The organism is Legionella sp. JM-2024 (genome assembly GCF_055389095.1).
Map to the genome: position 1 here is coordinate 3,578,181 of NZ_AP039388.1, position 24,171 is coordinate 3,602,351.

The window sequence follows — 24,171 nt, forward strand, 5'->3', positions numbered from 1 at the left end:
ACTCAAAACCTGGAAAAGAGGAATAATATCCTAAAGCAGGGCATCTTGTCACAGGAAGATAAAGGCCAATCGATATAAACTTAAATTCAAACTATTAAGCTCAAATTGGAATCCTGAGTTGTTTCTTGCCTATGTGACAGGGGTTCAGCATAAGTTTTTATTTCTTTAAAAAAATCCGCTCTATGTTCTTTGGGGTTGTAGCACAGAAATAACCTGTATCCTGGAATTTTTAGTTTTTCTTTGTTTTTGTTTATGTCTTTTTGGATCGCCGTGATTATTTTATCAAATAAAATATCATTTAAGGAGGAGGACTCTTTCCCATTTAAAAAAGTCATCGCGATACTTTTGTGTTGTGAATATTTCTTGCAATAAACTTCTACTTCTGTTCTTCTAGATTGTGACCACCATAGTTTACTTTCATATTCTTTTAATGCGGACTCTACCAATCCATTAAATTGAGTTGGAGGTAGTGTCTCAAGCCAGGTATACATGGTTTTATAAAATAACGACATCCCTTCCAAATTATATAAATGTACAAAACGCCTGTCATGCTTGGCAAAATCTACAGCTGCTTTAGTAAAAATCCCTATGTCAGTATCAAAATTACCTTCTTTAACCGCATTACGAATGCTTTGCAAAGGATAAGTTTGTAGCATATAGGGCGTTAGATGCTGAACAATCAAAGTATTTAAAGCACCCGTATCATCATCCCCTGAACTTAAAATATAAGCCAGCCTATTATCACCGCTTTCATTCATACTGGCCAGCAAATAATCTTTAACAGGCTGGGCTCTATGTCGTTTTGATAAATACTCTATGGTTGGAGCATAATGCTTATCGATTATTTCATTAATATAATGGGTTAGATCTTCCGGTCTTGAATTCTTCGCCCAAAGAAATAAATAGTCATTAAATTGCCTAATGACATCTTCATGTGTGTGTGGCAATACGTCTTTGGGAGTCGTAGCAACGGTCGATTCCTTCATTTGCTCGTCTGTGGTAGTTAAATGTAATTGGAAATTTGCCTGTTCTGTGTATTGTTTTAGCCCAACAGCAATTCGATTAAATTCGCTGGCCAGAGTGCTTGTATGGGCTAAACTTTGACGAATTTTCAAATTATAAGTGTTGTATAATTGCAGCAATTGCCCAGAGAATTCAATATTGTCTTCCTCAGTTAAATCCTTTCTATTCTTCTCATAATACGCCTTGGCTATCTCATGAAATCTACCTGTGAATTCAACAAGCAATATCAAGGCCGCTCTTAGTTTGCTGTCTCTATCTACACTAATCAACGGAGTAATTTTATCGAGTGATAACTCAGGCATAGTGCCAAATAATTCCCAGGCATTAGTTAAAGTATCATCGGTAGTTTTTTTCCCTTCCACTTCATTAAGAATAATGCTAAAGGTAGAAACCTGCTGTAATAATTTATTAGTCAATGTATATGAGTCATGCAGTAACTCTTTGAACGTCGGCGCATAAGCGTCTCGCCAAATTTGATGATATCGCCTTTGCAACTCTTCCTCATCAAATTTTAGACTAGTGTCATCCTTATTGAAGATGGTGTTATTCTGTGTCTTTGCCCATTCAACAATATTTTTATAGAACGATGGTTTGTGGTAAAGTGCAGAACAAGTTGAAGGCAAAGGCACTCCATAACCATTATTTTCGCACCCCATATAAAAAACAACCACGCGGTATAAATTATCATAATGCATTTGATATACATTCATTATGAAGTCGATGAATGGTTTCACATTATTTTCTTCATTAAACAAATGCGGGTATTCTTTCTCATACAAAGTTCGCAGAGTCACATCCGTTTCATCCAGGGAAGTATAGTTCAGTGTCATATCACCAAACAGTTCTGTCAGGCGCTTCCTTACCATATCTGGTTGAAAAGTTAACAAAATTTTCAATGCGGCAGCGAATTTTTGTTCCTGAGCAATCGGCTCGTGCGCCAGTTGCTCAAATTGAGACGGATCCGGATACATTTTGGGGATAACTAACTTAACCAATTTTTCTTGTACAGGCAAAACAGTGGGTATGGTTTCCTGGCCAGGATGTTTGTACGTTGGCCAATGATAGGGTTTTGAATCTTTGACATTGGGAAACCCTTCCCAATCCCGGACAGTTAAATTAACTCTTTTTTTAGGAATACCTATTACTGGCCTTGGTTCTTTCATAAGAATAGTCAACCAATACCAAAACATATCAAAATCGATATCTCCTTTCAGCCCCATATTATGGCCATGGCCATCATCATCATCAAGGAACCATCTTCCCAGAAGGATTTCTATAAAATTTTTTTCAATTAGGGTCTTTGTACTGGGAATTACCTGTTCTTTAGTAATACTATCTTCTGGAACTGGCTCATCAGAGAAAATAAAACTTTTGAATCCTTCTACACCAATAGATAAGGTACCTATCAATCTATCTTCATCGTCAAACACCAAGCGTTCTTCAGCTGATCTGCTCCCCTGAAACATTCTTTTAAAAAAAGAGGCAGCAACACTTAATTTTGCTAAAAGTTCTGGATAATGATTTTTAGGTTCTAATTTTTTATAAAAAGCGTTTTTTATTACGCCATTTTCTATAAAACTGACCTTGTATATTTTATGAGAGCCATCATTAACTGCAGTCCCTGCTGTTAAGAATTGTAGTTGGCTTTCCTTAAGTGCTCTTTTGGGCAAACCCATATATCAAATCCCTTAAATCTGATCAATCCTTCCTATGCCTCATATTACGCAGAAATAATCAATAAGTTCAAGTGTAATTTTCATACAAAATAATACTTTACTTCGCACGAACCACACATAATGCACTCAAGATGATTTAAAAATGATATTTGGAAATATTTTGTATCATATTACCCACAGATGGGTCATGGCATTTAACCAATTTTGGACTACATTGAATTGGTCATTGGGCACGTGTTGACAGCTGCATCGATAAAGCCAATGCACTACAGATAAAGACCAACAACAATGTGGCATGAATATTATATGCTGTTTTAAAGTTGAGCCGTCAACTCGCCATAGCAGTATTATGGAGTTGTCATTGGATCTGGTGAATCAATGACGGTTAAAACCTCTTTATTTAAGGCTCTAATGACCTCGCCGGATCGAGTTTGATTAAAAAACCAATAATTACCCGTGTTGCTTTCTTTTAAATCATTGGCAAACCCTAAAGTAAGGGCCGTTATGACGATATTCGCTATAGCTATTAAAACTTTATGAATCAATGATTTTACTTCAGGATCAACAATCCTTAATATTTCCTTCTCTGCATTCTTCATCTTAAGATGCAAATCGACTCCTGTTTTTGTTATTCCATCGTAGGCAATGCTATAAAGCGTTTGCCGATATTTTTCATCAGCATTTTGCCAGTTTCCAACCTTATCTCTATCAATAGAAGACTTTAGCAATTTTTCATGTATGTCCTTACATTTTTCTTCTACTCTCATGATGACATACCTAAAACGGCTAGCCCCTACATTGTTTTCTTCGCCAGCAAATGAAATGATGTCTTTCCTAAAACCCAGATCTTGCAATTGTTGAACGCAAATGAAACGCTCTCGTAATTTTCTGGCTAAAACTAACAAATCAGGATCAGTAATTTGCAAAAGAGCCTTACCTTGAGTAACTACCCCCTTCTGAACCCCTGTATACAGAAGGTTAATTAACACCTCTCTGTGAGAGCGAGACTCAATTTTAGCAAGTTGAGGCAAAAGCAAACGAAGTAGTTGTCCTTTTTCATTATTTTTTAGCACCAAACGATAGGCTGCATCACTAGTAATTCCAGTCTCTTTTAATAACTTAAAGGATCTGCTTAATGCACTAAGATCATCTAAATTCAATTTGGATAATTCAGATTTACGCAAACCGTATGTTTGAAACTGTGTAGCGTAGTGATATAAGATAGATTCCTGTTGATGCTTTTGAGGATCCAAAGCAAGTTTTTTTAATTGTTTGACAGAAATTGTTTTCGTTTTATCCAATGCTATCAATGTTTCAGCTAACAGAGGATATTCATTAGAGGCTTTAACAACTTCTTGTATTTCTTTAATCGATAAGTTTCCTTTAACCCAGAATATAAGACATAATTTTCTACAATTATCATCTGTTAAATTATTAATAAATTTTAATTGTTCTTTCTTTTCTTGATCCGCTAATAACTCGGGTATGTCTTGAGTGAATCCAAACTCAACAAGATTAAAGATCGATCGATAATAAGACTCTTGAAATAACAACTCTTTAACTTGATTTATACTGAATCTTTTCTGAATTAAAAAAGGAATTAATTTTATTTGAGTATCATCCCACATCAAAGTGCTTAACTGCCTAATTAACTCATGCTCTTGTAGTAAGTGGCGATTTTGATCCAACGTATTTTCTTCATAAAATACGATTACCATTTGCAAAATACTTTTATACAGTCTTTCATCGGAACTAAATGGAACTGTTTCAAGCTCTTTCTTTAATCCGCTTTTTTCTGACAGTAGGTCCTTTTCCATCGCAGAAGACAAACGAAGCTTGTATTGTTTTACCAATTCCTGGGCTGTATTACTCATTGGAAGTTAACCTCTTGTTCATTTAATAAATTAACCCTTTTTAAAGTGAGTTAGAAAATAAGACTATTTTCTTATGCCAAACCTGGTTATTTTTAACATTATTTAATATTATCAAAACTACAAAATGTAAATATTATAACCAATTTTGTAATGAAAAGGGGAGTTTTTTTAAAAAAATTAGAATTTATTGTCGTGTTCTCTTTTTAAAGGCTTAGCAGCCCTATATTTGAGGGAGGTTTTGACAGCATATGCCTTGAAATATTTTATCCCATCCACCTTCTAACAATCGCAGGTCAGGCTATTATTTAAATGGAGCCGCGCTTGTTAGAAGGTGGGTAGTAAGATCCTAATGCTTAGAAACATTCTTCGTGCCAATGCAGGATTTTTGAATAGAGTAACATAAGTAATCCCTATAAAATTGAGTTTAATAAGAGTTACCTCACGTTATTTAACCTGCTATAGCATTAACTTTTATGCATTGGGCAAACGACACCTACTTCAGCAAACGCTTCAATAACAGGTGCTTTATCCCAGCGTCTATCTATGGCCGCTTGAATCACACCGCACGCAGCAAAATCATAATATGCAATGGGAGACCAGTAATTCATATTCGCATCGACCATCAGCTGGAATGCTTTTTGTATAGACCAGCCGGATTTATGCGCTAGCAAATAAAATGCTTTATTAAATACCCCACTAGTTATATGCACATCCAATTCATCAGTATAGGCACTGGCGTGTCCTATAGACATTCCATCTTTGGTTGGATCATCTAAATAGCGAATAGGCTGGCCACTTTTTACAGCTTCTCGTCCAATTGTCCAATCTTCACCATCCCAATACCATGGATAATCTTTGCGCAAATAATCCAGTAATGCAATTGCTGCCATGTCAGAAAAAGATTCATTAATGCCTCCAGATTGGCCCTCATACATTAATCCGGCATGCAATGCGGTAAAATTGTGAGATAATTCATGACCTAATACAGTTTGAGCAGGAGCAGTTAAAAACTCATCGCCATTACCGATAACGATTTGCTGATGCGCCAAGATCACCCCATTAATACTGATAGTTGGCACTGCGAAGGCGTTGTCCATGTCACCAAGATGTGTATAAGCTCGTATCGGCAAATCATCCCCTATTGGTTGATTAACCCCATACACTTTCTGATACATATCCAATGTTTGTTGAGCGAAATACATAGTATCGTTTACTGGAGAGAAAGCATAATTCACTGGTCCTGTTCTACCGTCTGCGTAATTTAAAAATAGATTGGTTTCATCACATGGATAAGAAAAAGCGCTTAAATTTAGAATAGACTCGGCAAATGTAGTAATTGGGAACAACTCATAGCCTACATTGTAATTTTCCAAATTCATAACTTTTATTGATTCGTTTTCAACACGACATACACCGTCCTTAATATTAACATCAAATTTCCCAAGAGAAGGAAGTCCTGGTAAAGCTTCACCATGCTGAAACATTCCTTGGCGATATGGAAGAGGGAAGGCATTACCACCTAAACCCTGACCTATTTTTTCATGACGCACCTCATCCCATTGCTTCAGGATTTCACCATTATTAGCATCAATGAGATAATTAGGCGCTTTAATATGTTTTTTTTCACTATTGGAATAATAAGACAAATGGTAAGCTAAATGAGCTTTATCGTCTTGGTCTATGTAAATAACCTTTTCCGTGTTTTTAAACTTAACAGGATCAGCAACTGTGCCAAGAATCTTTTGTTCTATATCATCTGCGCTGAATTTTCCTTTTATAGAATTGATATCTTTTTCTATTCCAGTAATATTCATGCCAGTTACAGTCTCTTTAATGCCATCTTTCGAGTGAAAAATGACTTGGTAACCCCAAACTGGTATCCCTTTATAAGTTATCTGATAGCGAGCATGCTTGGTCGATCCATTTGAGTTATTTTGTAACACCAGTTTATAATCACTTTGCTGTCCTCTTACCGCTTGTATTAAGCCTTGTTTTTTAAAAGGATGGGCTTGCTTGAATTGAGGTAATGCCTTCGTTGGCTCACCCCAAACCATCGTTTGGGTAGCAGCGTTTACCGATGAAGCAACTGTTGTAATGACAAATAATGAAACAATCCGTTTTTTCATAATATCATCCTGATTTTTGGTGGAAATTTCATCCTGCTATAAATTCGAAAAAAAAACAACCAGAAAATATAAATTACGATAAAATTTTCTGTTTTTATAACTAGAATGATAATTTATACTCATTTTCATTTGGACTGAACTCATCGAACTGCCAATATTTGATGAGTTCAGGTTGATAATTTAACAAGACAATAAAAAATTTTTCATTATAATAGAAGAGAATCTGGTACAGATCTCTTATCTCTCTATGAATTTCAATATTATTGGTGCAGGGCGTCTGGGTAAAAACATAGGCCTAGCATTGTCTATTAATCAAATTGCCACTTTAAATTCTATTTGTAACACAAATTGGGCAAGCGCCAGTAACGCATGTAATGAAATCGGATTAGGAAATGCCACTCCAAATTTATCCAACCTTCCAAAGGTGGATATTACCTGGATAACCTGCAAGGACGACTTTATTTCAGACGTAGTAGCCACATTAAGTACTCAAAAAATATTAAAGCCGGGAAGTTTAGTATTCCACTGTAGTGGTGTGTTCAGTTCAAGTATATTGGAGCCATTGAAAAAGCAAGGCTGCTATATTGCCAGTTTGCACCCTTTAAAGGCCTTTAGATCCGACTGTATAGACGCCAATGCATTTATGCATGTGAATTGTGTTATGGAAGGAGATTCTGAAGCCTGCACCTGGCTTAAAGGTACTTTTGAACAACTGGGCGCAAATGTTATTGCAATTCAATCGGAAGCGAAAGCAATTTATCATGCTGCCGCAACAATTGCTTCTAATTACTTGGTTACCTTAGCCTCATACAGTGAAGAATTGCTTTTAAAAGCGGGGATCGATCAGCAACATTCTCGAAATATGATATGTAATCTAATGCAGAGTAATATTATAAACTTGAGTCAACATGGCAGGATTGCAGAAGTACTAACTGGACCTTTATCCAGAGGAGATACAAAGACAGTTTCACTTCATTTACAAGCAATTAAGGATCGTGAAGTCAACAAATTATATAAAACCTTGGCCTTAGCTACCTTAACCTTGACTAATTTATCAGACGAAACAAAGGAACTCTTTAGAAAAATTCTTGAAGAATAACTCTAGCTAAAACCTACTGTTTCACGGGAAACATAAGCGATCTAGTTGTTACTTTGTTCTGAACCTGTTACTTGTAATTGAGTAACATTTTGTAAACCTCTAGGTAACCGATTTCCTCGTCTTCCTCTTTCACCTCTGTAATGAATCAAATCATCTCCCTTTAAGGTAAAGTGCCGTTTACCTGCATGGACAATAAGTGAGTCCTGTGAGGATAGTACTTGTATATCAACAACGTATTCTTCACGCAATATAGCTTTGCTGGAAGGAATGCCAATCAATTTATTTCCCTTTCCGCGTGATAACTCCGGCAAGTCTTCGAGTGAAAAAATAAGTAAGCGCCCTACGCTAGTAGCACATGCAACAAATAGCTCATCTCGATTTGGTAGTATTCTTGGCGGCAATATATGACTATTTTCAGCTAATTTAATGCAAGCTTTTCCATTACGATTTTTAACATATAAATCTTCGAGCCTGGCGATAAAGCCATAACCCGCATCTGTAGCCAGTAATACTTTTTGTTCTGGCTCTCCTCCAGCTATCGCTTCAAATAATATTCCTTCAGCCGGATTTAATTTTCCAGTTAAGGGTTCACCCTGACCGCGTGCGGAAGGTAATACGTGTCCTGGAAGTGAATAGACTTTTCCTTCACCATCAAAAAACAGAATTTGCTGATTAGTACGCGCCAATGTTTGCGCTTTGAACTCGTCGCCAGCCTTATAACCCAGTTCTTTGCCATCCACATCATGACCTTTGGCTGCTCTGACCCATCCATTCTTTGATAAAACAACCGTAATGGGCTCGTTGGGTAAAATATCCTCTTCTTTTAATGCCTGCGAATCTTCTCTTGCAATAAGGGGAGAACGACGCAAATCCCCAAAATCATTTCGATCTCTAATAATCTCTTCTTTAATCAATTCTTTTAGAAGTAAATCGCTAGCAAGCGTTTTTTGTAAATTATCTCGCTCATCACTTAGCTCATCCAATTCCCCACGCAATTTAATCTCTTCCAATTTGGCTAAATGACGTAGTTTCATTTCCAATATTGCTTCTGCCTGCCGTTCAGTCAAATTGAACCGTGAAATTAATCCTTGTTTCGGATGTTCATGCTCTCTAATAATTGCAATAACTTCATCTATATTCAAATAGGCGATTAGCAACCCTTCAAGAATATGAATGCGCTCAAGCACTTTCTCTAGTCTAAACTGAAGACGCTTTTTCACTGTGGCTAACCTGAACTGTAACCACTCAGTCAATATTGTTAGTAACCCTTTAACTCTTGGCTTACCATCCAACCCTATCATATTAAAGTTTACTCGGTAGCTGCGCTCCAGATCTGTAGTAGCAAACAAATGAGACATTAAACTTTCGATATCGATCCGGTTTGATCGTGGGATAATTACCAGACGAGTAGGATGTTCATGATCGGATTCATCACGTAAATCCTCCACCATAGGTAATTTTTTCTGTTGCATTTGCATTGCAATCTGCTCAATAATCTTTGCTCCTGATACTTGATAAGGTAGAGCTGTTATTACAATATTTTGTTTTTCTTGAGTGTAAATTGCCCGCATCTTAATTGAACCACTACCCGATTCATATATATTCCTGAGTACTTCAGTTGGGGTAATAATTTCCGCCTCAGTTGGAAAATCAGGCCCTTTGATTCGTTCACAGATTGCTGTCAAATCTGCTTGCGGGTTGTCTAATAAGTAAATACAGGCATTTGCAACTTCGGTGAGATTGTGTGGCAGAATATCAGTGGCCATACCCACTGCAATACCGGTTGCTCCATTCAATAAAATATTAGGTAAACGAGCTGGTAATAAAGCAGGCTCTTGTAATGTGCCATCAAAATTATCTATCCAATCAACTGTTCCCTGCAATAGCTCTCCAAGTAACACTTCAGCGTAGGGTGATAATCTCGCTTCTGTGTATCTCATCGCAGCAAATGATTTAGGATCATCGGGAGATCCCCAATTTCCTTGTCCATCAACAAATGGATAACGGTAAGAAAAGGGTTGTGCCATTAACACCATGGCCTCGTAGCAAGCACTATCACCATGCGGGTGAAATTTACCCAAAACATCCCCGACAGTTCGTGCTGATTTTTTATATTTTGCTGTCGCTTTTAGGCCCAATTCTGACATGGCATAAACAATTCTTCGCTGAACGGGTTTAAGCCCATCTGCAATATTAGGTAATGCCCTATCTAAAATGACATACATTGAGTAATCAAGATAAGCTTTTTCTGTAAATTCTGTAAGGGGTCTTTTTTCAGTTACTTCTTTCATTTTATGTGTTTTCATTCTGTATTAATTACTATCCATCATCCTAGAGCAATCGGATGGGATAAAGCAAAACAATTTTAACAGAATATTCATGATGTTAGAATTATAATCATTCTATATTCTGTGTATAACTTTACATATTTTTTACGCTATTTTAATAGACTATTAATAACATATTGATTTTTAAATCAATTTATCAATAAATCGATTTTTAGTGTCACTTCAACCTGTGGATAACTATGTGAATGAATCATGGAATAACTACATTAACTTGTTGTTAATAACTAACAAATTTCAAGAATAATGTTCTCAGGAAATAGGATAAATAATATTTCATCATGTAATCGAGGTCTGTTTTAGATTACAGGTGCATTTCACAGCTAATTGAGCTGCGCGGAGCTTCTGTGTTTAGAAGATTCCACGCAATATAAGGAAGGGATGATCCTCTTAATCGATATGATCAACTCAGGTTTAACGTTCAAAAAGTTGACAAAATTATTTAATCTTTTTTCTGGTCTTTTGGATTGCTCGTATTTGAGCAACAGCTCTGGCAAGCTCTGCTGCAGCTACAGAATAATCTATATCGCCACCTTTGCTAGCTATTGCAGCCTCAGCTCTTGCCTTAGCTGCAAGGGCAGCAGCTTCATCCAAATGATCCGCACGTTCAGCTACGTCAGCAAGAATTGTTACACAATGAGGTTGAACCTCAAGCATTCCACCTTGCACATAATATATTTCTTGCGTACCACCATGTAAAGTGATCCGAACTTCACCTGGTCTTAGTACAGTTAGTAATGGAGCATGGCCTGGGGTGATCCCGATCTCACCCAGTTCTCCAGTGGCAACGACCATCTCAACCAAACCAGAGAAAATCTCATGCTCTGCACTAACAATATCCAAGTGCGTTGTTATACTCATATTATCTTGCCTCATAAGGTTTTAGCTTTTGCTACAGCTTCCTCAATGCTTCCAACCATATAAAATGCCTGTTCAGGCAAATCATCATATTCACCAGCAAGAATACCTTGGAAACCTTTAATAGTATCTTTAAGTGATACATATTTACCAGGAGAACCAGTAAAGACTTCTGCAACAAAAAATGGCTGTGATAAAAATCTTTGAATTTTACGAGCTCGGGTTACTACTCGCTTATCTTCTTCTGATAATTCATCCATACCAAGAATTGCAATAATATCTTTTAATTCTTTATATCGCTGCAAAGTTTGTTGTACACGGCGGGCGGTGTCGTAATGTTCCTGGCCTACTATCAAAGGATCAAGTTGACGAGAAGTCGAGTCTAGTGGATCTACGGCCGGATAAATACCTAGCTCTGCGATTTGGCGCGACAATACAACTGTTGCATCTAAATGCGCAAAAGTAGTCGCTGGTGATGGGTCGGTCAAGTCATCCGCAGGTACGTATACCGCTTGAATCGAGGTAATTGAACCTGTTTTGGTTGATGTGATACGCTCTTGCAGCATACCCATTTCTTCAGCCAATGTTGGTTGATATCCCACAGCAGAAGGCATACGGCCTAATAGCGCAGACACCTCAACCCCAGCCAGGGTGTAACGATAAATATTGTCAATAAACAAAAGGACATCTCGACCTTCATCCCGGAATTTTTCTGCCATAGTGAGACCAGTTAGCGCAACGCGTAAGCGGTTTCCTGGTGGCTCATTCATTTGACCATAAACGAGTGATACTTTATCCAATACGTTAGAATCTTTCATCTCATGATAGAAGTCATTTCCTTCACGGGTACGCTCACCAACACCTGCAAATACTGAGTACCCGCTATGTTCAATCGCGATGTTACGGATTAACTCCATCATATTAACGGTCTTACCTACCCCAGCACCACCGAATAAGCCTACTTTTCCGCCCTTGGCAAAAGGACACAGCAAGTCAATCACTTTAATACCAGTTTCCAACAATTCCTGACTGCCTGCCTGCTCTTCGTAACTTGGGGCCTTACGATGAATAGCCCAGCTCTCCTCTGCCTCGATAGGTCCGGCGTCGTCAACTGGACGACCGAGTACATCCATAATCCGGCCTAATGTTTTCTTTCCTACTGGCACTTGAATTGGATGACCAGTATTTTTAGCCTTTAACCCTCGCTTTAGACCATCGGTTGTACCCATAGCAATAGTTCGTACAACTCCATCTCCAAGCTGCTGTTGCACTTCAAAGACCAAGTCACTATCAACGAGTTTCAATGCATCATTGACTTTAGGCACGCTATCACGAGGAAACTCTACGTCAACGACCGCACCTATTACTTCTACTACAGTTCCTAAGCTCATTATATACCCTCTTTATAAAGCGGCTGCGCCACCGACAATTTCTGCCAACTCTTGAGTAATGGCTGCTTGTCGGGCTTTGTTATAAGCCAATTGAAATTCTTTAATTAAATCACCAGCATTGTCCGTTGCACTTTTCATTGCAATCATTTTTGCAGCTTGTTCACAAGCAATGTTCTCAACGACAGCTTGATACACTTGTAATTCAATATATCGCTCTAAAATTTCATCCAACAGTTCTTTTGCTTCGGGCTCGTAGATATAATCCCAATGATGCCCCATTATTTTTGTGTCTTCTTCTGATTTTGGTAATGGCAATAATTGTTTTACAGATGGTTTTTGTGTCATTGTGTTAATGAACTCATTATACACAATATGTAAAGAATCGATGGTTCCGCTATAATATGAATCGATCATTATCTTCACAACACCAATAAAATCATTAATGCTTGGTGTATCACCAAGGTGATCTATAGAACCTAATATATTGCCACCTATACGTTTAAAGAAAGCTTGCCCCTTTCTTCCAATAACCGCGATATCAACCTCTTTACCTTGTTCTTGCCAATTACGAATAGTACGAATGGTCTCACGAAATAAATTTGAATTTAAACCGCCACAAAGTCCTCTGTCCGTAGTTACTACAATAATGCCCTTGCGCTTAATTTCTCGCTCATTCATAAATGGGTGTCTGTATTCAGAATTTGCTCGAGCAATATGTTTTATGACTTCATAGATTTTATTCGCATATGGTTTAGATGCCCGCATTCTTTCTTGCGTTTTACGCATTTTGCTTGCAGCCACCATTTCCATAGCCCGAGTTATTTTTCGAGTTTTATTAATACTCGAAATTTTCGAACGGATTTCTTTTGCTCCAGCCATATTTCATTTCGCCTTTATTTGATTTGCAGGCCATTATTAATAGTGATAATGGCCTTTATATCTCAGGAAATTATTTCCTGGATATAGTCACTTACCAACTTCCAGTACTTTTGAATTCATCTACTGCTTTTTTCAGTTTTGCTTCAATGTCATTATCGTAGGCACCTGCCTCATTAATCGCATGCAACAAAGCAGCATGTGTACTGCGCATATAATCATGCAGCGACGTTTCAAATGAACTGACTTCATTTACCGGAACATCATCCAAATACCCTTTTTCGACCACAAATAAGCTGACAGCCATTTCAGCTACAGTAAGAGGTGAGTATTGTTTTTGTTTCATCAATTCAGTAATACGCTGACCACGCTCCAGCTGTTTGCGAGTCGCATCATCAAGATCTGAAGCAAATTGTGAGAAAGCTTCTAATTCTCGGAATTGAGCAAGGGCCAGACGGGTTCCGCCTCCCAATTTTTTCATGATTTTGGTTTGAGCAGCACCACCAACCCGTGAAACAGATAACCCTGAGTTGATTGCTGGCCTGACTCCTGAGTTAAATAAATCCACATCAAGGAAAATCTGACCATCGGTAATAGAAATGACGTTTGTTGGTACGAACGCTGACACATCTCCTGCCTGTGTTTCGATAATAGGCATGGCAGTCAGTGATCCGGTTTTACCCTTCACTTCACCATTAGTGAGTTTTTCTACTTCATCAGCATTAATTCTTGCAGCTCTCTCCAGCAAGCGAGAATGTAAATAGAATATATCTCCAGGATACGCTTCACGACCTGGTGGACGACGTAGAAGTAGGGAAATTTGTCTATAAGCCCACGCCTGTTTTGTTAAGTCGTCATATACTATAAGAGCATCTTCTCCTCGTTCCATGAAGTACTCACCCATAGTACAACCTGCATAGGGGGCAATGAATTGAAGAGCAGCTGAATCGGAAGCTCCAGCAACTACGACGATAGTATGTTCCAAGGCACCATGCTCTTCTAGTTTTCTTACAATTGAGGCAACTGAAGAAGCTTTTTGTCCAATAGCTACATACACACACTTAACACCTGTGCCTTTTTGGTTAATAATGGCGTCAATTGCAATAGCCGTTTTTCCAGTTTGACGATCGCCAATAATAAGTTCACGTTGACCTCGTCCGATTGGGATCATGGCATCAATGGCTTTTAATCCAGTTTGGACTGGCTGGTCTACTGATTTACGAGTAATTACACCTGGAGCCACTTTTTCTATTGGTGACATGCCTGAAGATTCTATTGGGCCTTTCCCATCAATAGGGTTACCCAGAGCATCAACAACACGACCTAATAAACCTCTTCCAACAGGCACTTCAAGAATACGTCCAGTACATTTTCCTTTTTGACCCTCTGCCAATGTGGAAGAATCCCCTAGAATTACTGCACCAACTGAGTCCCTCTCCAGGTTAAGTGCCAAGCCATATACCCCACCAGGAAACTCAATCATTTCACCTGCCATAGCATCAGCAAGACCATGCAGACGCACGATACCGTCTTTTAAGCTGACGATAGTACCTTCATTTCGTGCTTCAGATACCACACTAAATTGATCTATTTTCTTTCTGATTAATTCACTGATTTCGGAAGGATTTAACGCTACTTGTTCTGACATGAAAACTATCCTCTAAATTAAGCGGCCAAGCTGGTACTAAGCATGTTAAGCTTACCGCGAACTGAACCATCGATAACTAAATCGCCTGCTCTAATTAACGCTCCGCCAAGCAAGGTAGGATCAATACTTATTTTTAATGAAACCTTACGTGCTAATCTTTGACTTAAAGATTCACTTAACCGTTTTTGTTGTGCTGATGTCAATTCAGAATAACTGACCACATCAACTTCCAGTATTTTTTCTTGCTCCGCTCTATGTACCTCATAAAGTGCTTTAATTTCCGGCAACAACATTAATCTTTTGTTTATTGCTAGAAGTTTGATCAAATTGTTTAAAGAATCACTTTCTTTAAGTTTTGTTCCACACACAGCTATTAAAAGTTCAATTTGTTGTTCATCTGTTGATGCAGGATTTGCAATAAACTGAGAAATTTCAGGCGTCGATACGGATTCAGCCAGTATAGTAAGATAATCGGACCATTGACTCAGTTTATTTTCAGCCAAGGCATGTTCGAATATTGCCTTAGCATAGGGTCTGGCTATAGTAGTACTATCAGACATTTTAAATCTCTTCTATTAAGTTATCTAACAGCTCGCTATTTGCTTTTGCATCTACTTCGCGCATTAAAATTTTCTCTGCGCCAGTAATAGCCAATTTTGCAACTTGTTTTCTAAGTTCTTCTTTGGCGTGGTTTACTTGTTGGGCAATTTGTTCTTGTGCAAGTTTTGCCTGAACTTGAGCTTCACGCTTTGCCGCTTCTTTTGCTTCTTCAATAATTTGAGATGCTCTTTTATTGGCTTTATCAATAATATCAGCAGATTGAGCTTTAGCTTGTTTTAATTCGTCCTTTACGCGATGCTGCGCCAATTCTAATTCTTTACGTCCTCTTTCTGCAGCAGCCAGACCATCTGCAATTTTATCTTGCCTTTCTTCCAAGGCTTTGGCTAATGGTGGCCAAACTAATTTCATTGTGAATAGAACAAATGCAGCAAACACTAACATTTGAACTATTAATGTCAAATTAATATCCAAAATATAATCTCCTGTAACAATGAGGGCGCTTTGCGCCCTAATTATGTGTTATCAAGAACCCAGGCTGCTTAAGAAAGGGTTAGCAAAGGTAAAGAACAGTGCAATACCAACCCCAATCATGGTTACCGCATCCAATAGACCTGCTACAATAAACATTTTAACTTGTAGCATGGGTACCATTTCTGGCTGACGAGCTGAACCCTCGAGAAATTTGCCACCTAGCAAACCAAATCCTATTGCAGTGCCTAACGCACCCAAACCTATTAACAGTGCAACCGCAATAACGGTCATACTTTGAACTTGTGCTATTAACTCAGCAGCTTGCATATTTATCCCCTTTACAATGGATGATGATAATTAAATCGATTAATGTTCTTCGTGCGCCAAACTTAAGTAGACTATAGTCAGCACCATAAAAATAAATGCTTGCAAGGTTATCACCAGAATATGAAAAATGGACCAAGCCAACGCCAGAAGGAATTGAGCTGTTCCTAGTGTCATAGTACCAATCAGTGATGATGTTGTAGCATTTAAGGTTAGTAAGGCTATCAAAATAAATATTAATTCGCCAGCATATAAATTACCAAAAAGTCGCAATGCCAGTGAAATTGGCTTAGCAATCAACCCCACTAATTCCAACAATAGATTAAATGGAATGAAAAGAGGATGGTTAAAAGGTTGCAAGGTCAGTTCTTTAACAAAACCTTTAACGCCTTTTATTTTTAAGCTATAGAATATTATCAGTAAAAAAACTGAAATTGATAAACCGAACGTTAAATTTAAATCATTAGTTGGCACAACTTTTAGGTAATGTACGCCTGCCAACTGAGCAAGCATAGGCAGAACATCCACTGGCAAGATATCCATAAAATTCATTAAGAATACCCATAAAAATATGGTTAATGCCAAAGGCCCTATTAAATTATTTTTGCCATGAAAACAATCTTTAACCTGATTATCAGCAAATTGGAGCATAAGTTCAGCAAAATTTTGCAGTTTTCCTGGAATACCTGTTGTTACTTTCCTTGCTCCAAAATACATGATGGCTAAAATAATTAGCCCTAAACTTATCGAAAAAAAGATTGTGTCCAGGTTCAAAGTCCAAAAACCACCGCTTGAACCAAATTTCATATCACTTACGTTATAGGTAAGATACGTTAAATGATGTTTGATATAGTTTGTGCTAGATACCATTTCAGTCACTTTTTGGCCTATTCTGTTTATTGACAATAATCCATGGGGCAAGCCAATGCGTCATAAGAACCAAAATGTATGATGCAAAAAAAGCTGCCGGTGTGATCCTACATAATACAAATACTAATGCAAACAGGAACATGGACAGTATTATTTTTAGTGCTTCACCCTTATAAAAACTATTAACTATTTGCTTTGCAGCTCTTGCACCTTGGTGCTTAAACAGTTTAATAGCAAAATAAGCATTTGGTATTATGCACACCAGCCCACCGAGTAATGCAGAACTTGCTGCATTAGCACTAAATAGAATTGCGCAAAGTGTAGCAAGGATTAGAGTAACTCCTAGCTGCACCAGCCACAACCGTGTGATTCCACGCTTATTTAGCTGTTTGTTCACATATTCACCTAACATTCACGGCGCGAATTATAAATTAAACAATCATAATAAGCAACGTCGATATTCAAATTACGAGCTATAATAATATTGTAGGGTTTAGCATTACTAGAATGTTAAGCAATCTTCTAATAAACCTCGCCTAAGGATTAAAAAATGTCAGAGAAAATGCAACATACAGCAGCCAGGCTGCAAAAACAAATGAGTAATCGCTATAGCGACGGATTATACCACAAACATAACAAAAACCATCATTCATATCGGCAACATTGTAGATCCCACCCCTCTAATGAAAGCAACGGCAAAGATGAAGAAAATATTGTAAATGGTTCTACGGGGCTGTTACGCGAGTTTAATTTAAGAAAAACGCGAAAACGACTGGATAAAGGTCGATTCCATTGATACAGTATACTTATCCTCCCAGGTTAGCCACTTCCTGGATTGGACGTGCAGCTATTGGCCTGATTATGATCAGGCCATATTCGACCGGGTTTGATACGTATAATACTTCATAAGTTTTATTACTCGTTCAACACCATCAGTAAATCGTGCTATTTTAATAACCTTCTCAGCTTGTTCTGCCTTTACATCTCCCATCAAATAAACGATGTGATCGGAAGTCACCACCTTAAATGCGTTAGGATCAATAGATGCGTCTGCAAAAATTTGACTACGGATTTTCGTAGTAATCCAGCTGTCCTGGATTGAACTGGAGGGTCTTTGATTAACAGTTACTTGATTAAACAACCGCCTATACCCTTTTATCTTGTCCAGGCGCTGCAAGAGTTCATCATAAAACTCTTGGGATGGAACATGCCCTGCAATTAAAATATCTTTATTAAATACCGCAATATCTAACACAGTCTCTGAGTTCTTAAATGTTCCATTGGCAGCCAAAGCATCGTTCAGAGCAATTATTAAATTATAATCATCTAATTTTTTATAAACATTGTGCCTATCATAGGCTAAAGTTGCTCCAGTCCATACAGCACCAAGACATCCTGATAAGCAGGTCATCATGAAGGAAAGCAATAGTAGAAAACATCCTTGTTTAAACATGTTAACGAATATATTGGAAAATTTTAACGACTTTCCTTACACCACTAACTCGCCTGGCAACATCAACGGCTAGTGATGATTGATCATCAGAAACAATACCCATTAGATAAACAACTCCATTTTCAGTCACTATTCTTATAGAACCTGACTCAAGGCCTTTTTTAGTCAGCATATTACTTCGAACTTGACTGGTAATCCAACTGTCTTTGGTTCGCTGGGTAAGAGGGATAGGATTATCAACCGTTATTTCATCATAAACTCTTTTTACTCCGGGTGCATTTTGTGCAATACGTTCGGCTAACACTCGTAACGAGGCAGTGGGTGTTTGTCCAACTAGCAGTACAACTCGGTTAAAACTGGTAACGAGAATTCTAGAATCCCTAAACTTAGGATCCTTAATTATGGTTTTGTGGATGACATGAAATAATCGGGCATCGGCCTCCATAGTTGTTACGCTTCTTCTATCGTAAACCATCCCGGCTGCTGCGCCAGCAACAACTACAGCAACACAACCAGTTAACAAAGTACCAATTAACATCACTGCGATAGATTTACATTTTAAATTTATTTTCATTTTCTATCCTAAAACTTGACCAAACAAAGACTGCTCGATTAAATCACAAAAACAATGCAATATGAACAAGTGCAACTCTCTAATCAAAGCCGTACTATCGGAAGATACTCTTATTTCAATGTCTTCTGGGCCCATATGATTTGCCAGAACACCTCCATCTCGGCCACTTAAAGCGATAGTATCCATGCCGCGTTCATTCCCCGCGTGAAGAGCATACAACATACTATCGGAGTTCCCCGAAGTGGTTAGTAAAAGTAATACATCTTGTTCCTGACCTAATGCTTGAATTTGCCTGGCGAACACTTGGCCAAAATGATGCTCATTGGCAAAAGAGCTCAAACAGGAAGCATCAGAACTCAAATTAATAACAGGCAAAGATGGCCTTTCCACCTCAAAATGATTTAACATGGAGCTGGCAAAATGCATACAATTCGCACTGGATCCCCCACTACCACAAATAAATATTTTGCCATCGTTTAGCAAACAATTAACCAATAATTGCCCTGCTTTAGCTATTGAGTCTGACAACATGTCAGCTGCTGATATTTTTGCTTCTATAGTGACACCAAAGAGATGTCTTACTCTTTCTTCTAATTGAATCATTTCAAAACCTTTTCTTCATATGATGTTCTAAGGTGTGTTGACATTTGGTTTTCAGCTCTCGACCCCCATGTCAACATGTTCTAGCATCCAGCATCAAATGCATTCTTTAACCAAGTAATCTTACTCGATTTTCCATCAATACAAATCACATCAAAACGTATAGGAAATTTATCTTCTATGCGATATTTAATCATATAATGGGAGGTTGCTTTAATTATTTTTTGTCTCTTCTCATAAGTAATGCTGGCGGCTCCTCCGCCAAAACTAATATTTGAACGAGAACGAACTTCAATAATAACCAAATAAGGTTCTTCACGCATAATTAAATCAATTTCACCCAAACGACAGTGATAGTTTTGAGCTACTAATTCAAGGCCATTTTCCTTTAAGTAATTTAAAGCTATTTGTTCGGCAAACTTTCCTTTTTCTTTGCTCATTATTACCTTTTGACTCAATCTAATTAAACAGTATCACCCAATGAATGTACAAGACCTTGTTTAAATTGACCCCACTCAAGCACCCTTGCCACTTGTTGAGTAGGTTTTAAATATAAAATTCCGGTCGAATCATTAGATCCATCTGCCGGAAATAATATCAATTGGTTCAACTGAGTAGCCAAGGCATAACTGTCCATGCCTAAAGCATAAAGTCTATTATAACTATTAAATTGTTCAGGCCAATTTCTTGTACCCATTTGATGAGAAAATACCCAAGGCATATCGCAAAAAATGATACCATCCAAATCCTTATCTTTCAGTGCGTCAGCACTACCACTATAAACAGTTGAGGTGGCAAACACTGGCACATCACCAGCATAATAATATTTCAGTAAAGGCATAATCTGGCGAGCCTTGGTGGGATAAGCCAATAAAAATATCATATCAAAATCTTGTCTTCGGCTAGTGGTAGACTGAAAGTTGAAACCTAATACTTGCTTTAATTTTTTCTCACGATCCTGACTGTTAGTGATTTGTAAAAAATCCCTCATTCTTTTATTCAAATCTTCCTTGTCCGTGTATTGAAGAGAATCAATAACAAGCCCTCCGTCTTCTTTCCACTGCTTGGTGAATGCTTTCGTTACATCATTACCCCAATCATTATCAGGAGCAATAATCAGCGCTTTTCGGTAACCCTTGCTTCTTGCTTTTATCGCTACCTGAATCGCTTCACTCACAGGAGATAAACCTAAGGAATAAGAGTTATTCTGTGTACTTGTATCGGTATCATTTAACAACAGGGTGGGGACTGGATGCGCTATTGATGCTATTGTAGCTACCTGGACTTTTGTTAAAGGACCAACAACGTAGTCAGCACCTTCTGAAATTGCTTTTTGATAAGTGTCTATTATCTCACCCTTGGTGGTATCATAAACTTTAATTTTGGTTGACTCATCACCATTATTTGCCTTATAGGCAGCCATAAAGCCTTCGCGTATCGCGTTACCAGGGCCAGACAAGGCACCACTCAATGGCAGCAATAAAGCGACTTGTTTGGGTTGAGTTAATAATTTATTTGTTATGCTATCTAATGGCTTAGGCAAAATATGATTCGCTGGATGATCATTAAAATGCATCTGCCATTGATCTAAAGCAGCAAGTAGTGACTTTGAGTTATTTTTATATTTACGTGAAATAACAGCTAACTTTAACCAGCCTTCCATCTCCGAGTTATCCGCAGCTTCTATAGCCATAGTGTTCAATTCAGCATACGGCAAACTGGTTAAAGTTAGCCACAAGGCTCGTCGATTACTTACTTGGCCTTCGTCATCTGGTATTAATGATTCTAATTTAATTCGTTCGCTAATCGACTCAGAATAACTTCCGATCGCACGAAATGATTTAGCTAATTGCTCATGAAATTGGATTTGATTATATAATGAAAATTTCTCAGGCTCTTTAATCCTGGCTAACTTAGCCAAAGCATCCCTAGGCTTATCCCGCATAAAGTCAACTTTTGCCAATAAAAGATTCTTTTCATTGACTTGTTCAGCAGTTAATTCTTTAGTCTGTGCTAAAATAGCGGTGCCTTGTTTCCACTGCCCTTCAGTAATTAGTCGACCCGCAGCGGAAATTAATGAATTTTGTTTATCATAGCCGTCTTGACTTCCTGCCATAGCCAAGTAAGTTGCAGTAGGCAATGAGTATGGATTTTTTAATTTCTTGTTAACTGTAACCATGGATTCGGTTGAGTTAACTGTTTTTGTGCATTGGCAAAGCAATAAAATAGATGCCAATAATAACAACATGCGAAGTTTAAATAGTTTTATTAACATGTTAATTCGCCAAATATGCGTTTTCGCAAGAGGATAAACCATGACAAACACTCTAGCAACAGATTTAGGAACCCTCTACATAGTTGCTACTCCAATAGGTAATCGTGAGGATATTTCTTTCAGGGCATTAAATACATTGAAAAACGTTAATTTAATACTTGCAGAAGACACACGCCATTCTAAACAATTATTAACTTCTTTAGGAATAAAAAACAACTTAAGTTCATTGCATGCTCATAATGAAGGCGACAAAAGTCAGGAGATAGTTGATCTACTGCTCCATGGTAAATCAATTGCACTGATTAGTGATGCGGGGACGCCCTTAATCAGCGATCCAGGATTTCCTTTAGTAAAGCTAGCTCACCAGCATCAGATACCAGTGGTTCCGATTCCTGGTGCATGTGCTTTAATTACTGCTTTAAGTGCCGCTGGCATACCTTGTGATGCCTTTGTCTTTTTAGGTTTTCTCCCAGCGAAACAAAGTGCCAGAAAACATAAATTGGAATCATCACGCTCAATACCCTATACCTTAGTATTTTATGAATCAACACATAGAATCCTGGACAGTCTTAACGATATTGCTGATATTTACGGCCAGGATTGTGAGCTTGTTTTAGCAAAAGAATTAACAAAAGCGTTTGAGCGATTTGTATCTGGCAAAGTGCGCGAAATCAAAGACTGGATACTAAAAGATCCTGATCATAAAAAAGGTGAGTTTGTTTTAATTTTCCCGCCCCGCCCAACAGAAAAAAAGGAGCGTCCCAATGAAGAATTACTTAAGATACTCCTTCAAGAATTACCTTTAAAACAAGCGGTATCCATTGCATGCCAACTGACTAATGCCAATAAAAATGAACTATATGAGGAGGCATTAAAATTAAAGGGGGTTTAAAAGATTAAATTGGGTGCTCTTTCCAGTAATAATGTCCGAAAATGACTCTTTTTTGTCCTCATATGCCAAGCAAGAATATCATATTTTAAACTATATTGTTCATATGCTATACATTGTTGGAATAATAATATGACTATATTAAAGAAATATAGTTTCTTGTTGGTTTATTTACTTTTTCCTTTACCATTTATTTCCTTGCATTTAGGTGGTTGGTTTAGTTTTTTACCCTTCTTGATTATTTTTGCTTTTGTTCCGTTAATTGACAGTTTTATTCACGATTCCGTTAACCCCACAAAAGAAAAAGAGCGAGAGCTCTTAAAAGATAACTTCTTCAAATGCATTACTTGTACTTATGTACCGATTCAAATGGCGATGATTGCTTATGGCATCTATATTGTTAGCACAGTACATTTGACTTGGAATGAGTGGTTTGGATTTACTCTATCTTTAGGACTTATTACTGGTGGAATAGGAATTAATTTTGCTCATGAAATGATGCATAAAAACAGTAAATTCCAACAACTAATGAGTAAAATTTTATTAATTACAGTTTGTTATGGTCATTTTTTTATTGAACATGTTAAAGGCCATCATGTTAGAGTAGCAACTCCTGATGATCCAGCTACTGCACAACTAGGCCAAAACTTATATCAATTTTTACCCAAAACACTATTTGGCTCTTTTAAATCAGCTTTACATTTAGAAGAAAAACGTTTATCGCGTCAAAATTATTCTATATGGAGTTTTCATAATCATTTCTGGTGGATAATAACTTTTCCATTAATAATTTGCGCAATTTGTGTAAGCTATGGAGGATTAATTGCTTTATCTTTTTTCTTACTGCAATCATTTATTGCAATTATAACTTTAGAAATCGTCAATTATATTGAGCATTATGGACTGGAACGAAAAAAATTGTCTAATGGCCAATATGAAAAAGTAAACCCCAATCATTCGTGGAACGCCAATCATTGGCTTAGTAATCTGTTGTTAATCCACTTGCAACGGCATTCCGATCATCATGCCTACGGCGCACGACCTTATCAAATTTTACGTCATATGGAACAAAGCCCCCAACTTCCCTCCGGTTATTTGGGAATGATCATTATCGCGTTAATTCCACCAGTCTGGCATTATGTCATGGATAAACGCGTAGTAGCTTATAAAGCTAAGTTAAATCAGTTGGAACAAGCTTAAAAAGCAAGCAAAAATTACTGCTATAGGTGCTGAAAAGC

General features: G+C 37.6%; 22 protein-coding genes. 4 read left to right on the forward strand and 18 right to left on the reverse strand.

The features are described from left to right. Positions 1-86 precede the first annotated feature (86 nt). The 3 genes from ACZ5EK_RS15670 to ACZ5EK_RS15680 form a co-directional block, all read right to left on the reverse strand. Positions 87-2,699, reverse strand: coding sequence for a hypothetical protein (locus ACZ5EK_RS15670; RefSeq protein WP_464430657.1), 2,613 nt, complete (start codon positions 2,697-2,699; stop codon positions 87-89). 347 nt (positions 2,700-3,046) lie between these two features. Continuing rightward, on the reverse strand, positions 3,047-4,573 hold the full coding sequence (locus ACZ5EK_RS15675; RefSeq protein WP_464430658.1) for a hypothetical protein: 1,527 nt from the start codon (positions 4,571-4,573) through the stop codon (positions 3,047-3,049). Between the two features lie 464 nt (positions 4,574-5,037). Then, positions 5,038-6,699, reverse strand: coding sequence for a M4 family metallopeptidase (locus ACZ5EK_RS15680; RefSeq protein ID WP_464430660.1), 1,662 nt, complete (start codon positions 6,697-6,699; stop codon positions 5,038-5,040). Between the two features lie 247 nt (positions 6,700-6,946). On the opposite strand from ACZ5EK_RS15680, the gene ACZ5EK_RS15685 reads away from it, so the two are divergent. After that, complete coding sequence (locus ACZ5EK_RS15685) at positions 6,947-7,798, forward strand: Rossmann-like and DUF2520 domain-containing protein (RefSeq protein ID WP_464430661.1); 852 nt, start codon at positions 6,947-6,949, stop codon at positions 7,796-7,798. 41 nt (positions 7,799-7,839) lie between these two features. Here ACZ5EK_RS15685 and parC read toward each other — a convergent pair whose 3' ends face one another. From parC to ACZ5EK_RS15735, 10 genes are all read right to left on the reverse strand, one after another. Next, positions 7,840-10,089 (reverse strand): DNA topoisomerase IV subunit A, encoded by a 2,250-nt coding sequence (parC, locus tag ACZ5EK_RS15690; RefSeq protein ID WP_464430662.1) that lies wholly within the window; start codon positions 10,087-10,089, stop codon positions 7,840-7,842. 492 nt (positions 10,090-10,581) lie between these two features. Further along, complete coding sequence (locus tag ACZ5EK_RS15695) at positions 10,582-11,004, reverse strand: F0F1 ATP synthase subunit epsilon (protein ID WP_464430664.1); 423 nt, start codon at positions 11,002-11,004, stop codon at positions 10,582-10,584. Positions 11,005-11,015: 11 nt separating this feature from the next. Beyond that, positions 11,016-12,392 (reverse strand): F0F1 ATP synthase subunit beta, encoded by a 1,377-nt coding sequence (gene atpD / locus ACZ5EK_RS15700; RefSeq protein ID WP_464430665.1) that lies wholly within the window; start codon positions 12,390-12,392, stop codon positions 11,016-11,018. A 12-nt stretch (positions 12,393-12,404) separates the two neighbouring features. Next, complete coding sequence (gene atpG, locus ACZ5EK_RS15705) at positions 12,405-13,271, reverse strand: F0F1 ATP synthase subunit gamma (RefSeq protein ID WP_464430667.1); 867 nt, start codon at positions 13,269-13,271, stop codon at positions 12,405-12,407. A gap of 91 nt (positions 13,272-13,362) precedes the next feature. Then, positions 13,363-14,916 carry a F0F1 ATP synthase subunit alpha gene (gene atpA, locus ACZ5EK_RS15710; protein ID WP_464430668.1) on the reverse strand — a complete coding sequence of 518 codons (1,554 nt, stop codon included), beginning with the start codon at positions 14,914-14,916 and terminating at the stop codon, positions 13,363-13,365. A gap of 17 nt (positions 14,917-14,933) precedes the next feature. Further along, complete coding sequence (locus ACZ5EK_RS15715) at positions 14,934-15,476, reverse strand: F0F1 ATP synthase subunit delta (protein ID WP_464430670.1); 543 nt, start codon at positions 15,474-15,476, stop codon at positions 14,934-14,936. 1 nt (position 15,477) lies between these two features. Further along, positions 15,478-15,948, reverse strand: a complete 471-nt coding sequence (locus tag ACZ5EK_RS15720) for a F0F1 ATP synthase subunit B (RefSeq protein ID WP_464425837.1) — start codon at positions 15,946-15,948, stop codon at positions 15,478-15,480. Positions 15,949-15,999: 51 nt separating this feature from the next. Then, positions 16,000-16,275, reverse strand: coding sequence for a F0F1 ATP synthase subunit C (gene atpE, locus ACZ5EK_RS15725; RefSeq protein WP_010948671.1), 276 nt, complete (start codon positions 16,273-16,275; stop codon positions 16,000-16,002). 39 nt (positions 16,276-16,314) lie between these two features. After that, complete coding sequence (atpB, locus tag ACZ5EK_RS15730; protein WP_464430671.1) at positions 16,315-17,142, reverse strand: F0F1 ATP synthase subunit A; 828 nt, start codon at positions 17,140-17,142, stop codon at positions 16,315-16,317. Between the two features lies 1 nt (position 17,143). Then, positions 17,144-17,539 (reverse strand): ATP synthase subunit I, encoded by a 396-nt coding sequence (locus ACZ5EK_RS15735; protein ID WP_464430672.1) that lies wholly within the window; start codon positions 17,537-17,539, stop codon positions 17,144-17,146. A 153-nt stretch (positions 17,540-17,692) separates the two neighbouring features. Here ACZ5EK_RS15735 and ACZ5EK_RS15740 point away from each other — a divergent pair, with 153 nt between their 5' ends. Beyond that, positions 17,693-17,938, forward strand: a complete 246-nt coding sequence (locus tag ACZ5EK_RS15740; RefSeq protein ID WP_464425843.1) for a hypothetical protein — start codon at positions 17,693-17,695, stop codon at positions 17,936-17,938. A gap of 69 nt (positions 17,939-18,007) precedes the next feature. Here the strand turns inward: ACZ5EK_RS15740 and ACZ5EK_RS15745 are convergent, their stop codons facing one another. The 5 genes from ACZ5EK_RS15745 to ACZ5EK_RS15765 form a co-directional block, all read right to left on the reverse strand. After that, entirely contained in the window at positions 18,008-18,595 is a 588-nt protein-coding gene (locus ACZ5EK_RS15745) for a BON domain-containing protein (RefSeq protein WP_464430674.1), read from the reverse strand. Between the two features lies 1 nt (position 18,596). After that, the gene (locus ACZ5EK_RS15750; protein WP_464430676.1) at positions 18,597-19,169 is read right to left on the reverse strand and encodes a BON domain-containing protein; all 573 of its coding nucleotides are present in this window, start codon (positions 19,167-19,169) and stop codon (positions 18,597-18,599) included. A 3-nt stretch (positions 19,170-19,172) separates the two neighbouring features. Next, complete coding sequence (locus ACZ5EK_RS15755) at positions 19,173-19,772, reverse strand: D-sedoheptulose-7-phosphate isomerase (RefSeq protein ID WP_464430677.1); 600 nt, start codon at positions 19,770-19,772, stop codon at positions 19,173-19,175. An 80-nt stretch (positions 19,773-19,852) separates the two neighbouring features. Then, positions 19,853-20,209: a YraN family protein gene (locus ACZ5EK_RS15760; RefSeq protein ID WP_464430678.1), complete on the reverse strand. Its 357-nt coding sequence runs from the start codon at positions 20,207-20,209 to the stop codon at positions 19,853-19,855. A 23-nt stretch (positions 20,210-20,232) separates the two neighbouring features. Next, positions 20,233-22,044: a penicillin-binding protein activator gene (locus ACZ5EK_RS15765; protein ID WP_464430679.1), complete on the reverse strand. Its 1,812-nt coding sequence runs from the start codon at positions 22,042-22,044 to the stop codon at positions 20,233-20,235. Between the two features lie 40 nt (positions 22,045-22,084). On the opposite strand from ACZ5EK_RS15765, the gene rsmI reads away from it, so the two are divergent. Next, positions 22,085-22,936, forward strand: a complete 852-nt coding sequence (gene rsmI, locus ACZ5EK_RS15770; protein ID WP_464430682.1) for a 16S rRNA (cytidine(1402)-2'-O)-methyltransferase — start codon at positions 22,085-22,087, stop codon at positions 22,934-22,936. Between the two features lie 129 nt (positions 22,937-23,065). Then, positions 23,066-24,133, forward strand: a complete 1,068-nt coding sequence (locus ACZ5EK_RS15775; RefSeq protein ID WP_464430684.1) for an alkane 1-monooxygenase — start codon at positions 23,066-23,068, stop codon at positions 24,131-24,133. Positions 24,134-24,171 lie beyond the last annotated feature (38 nt).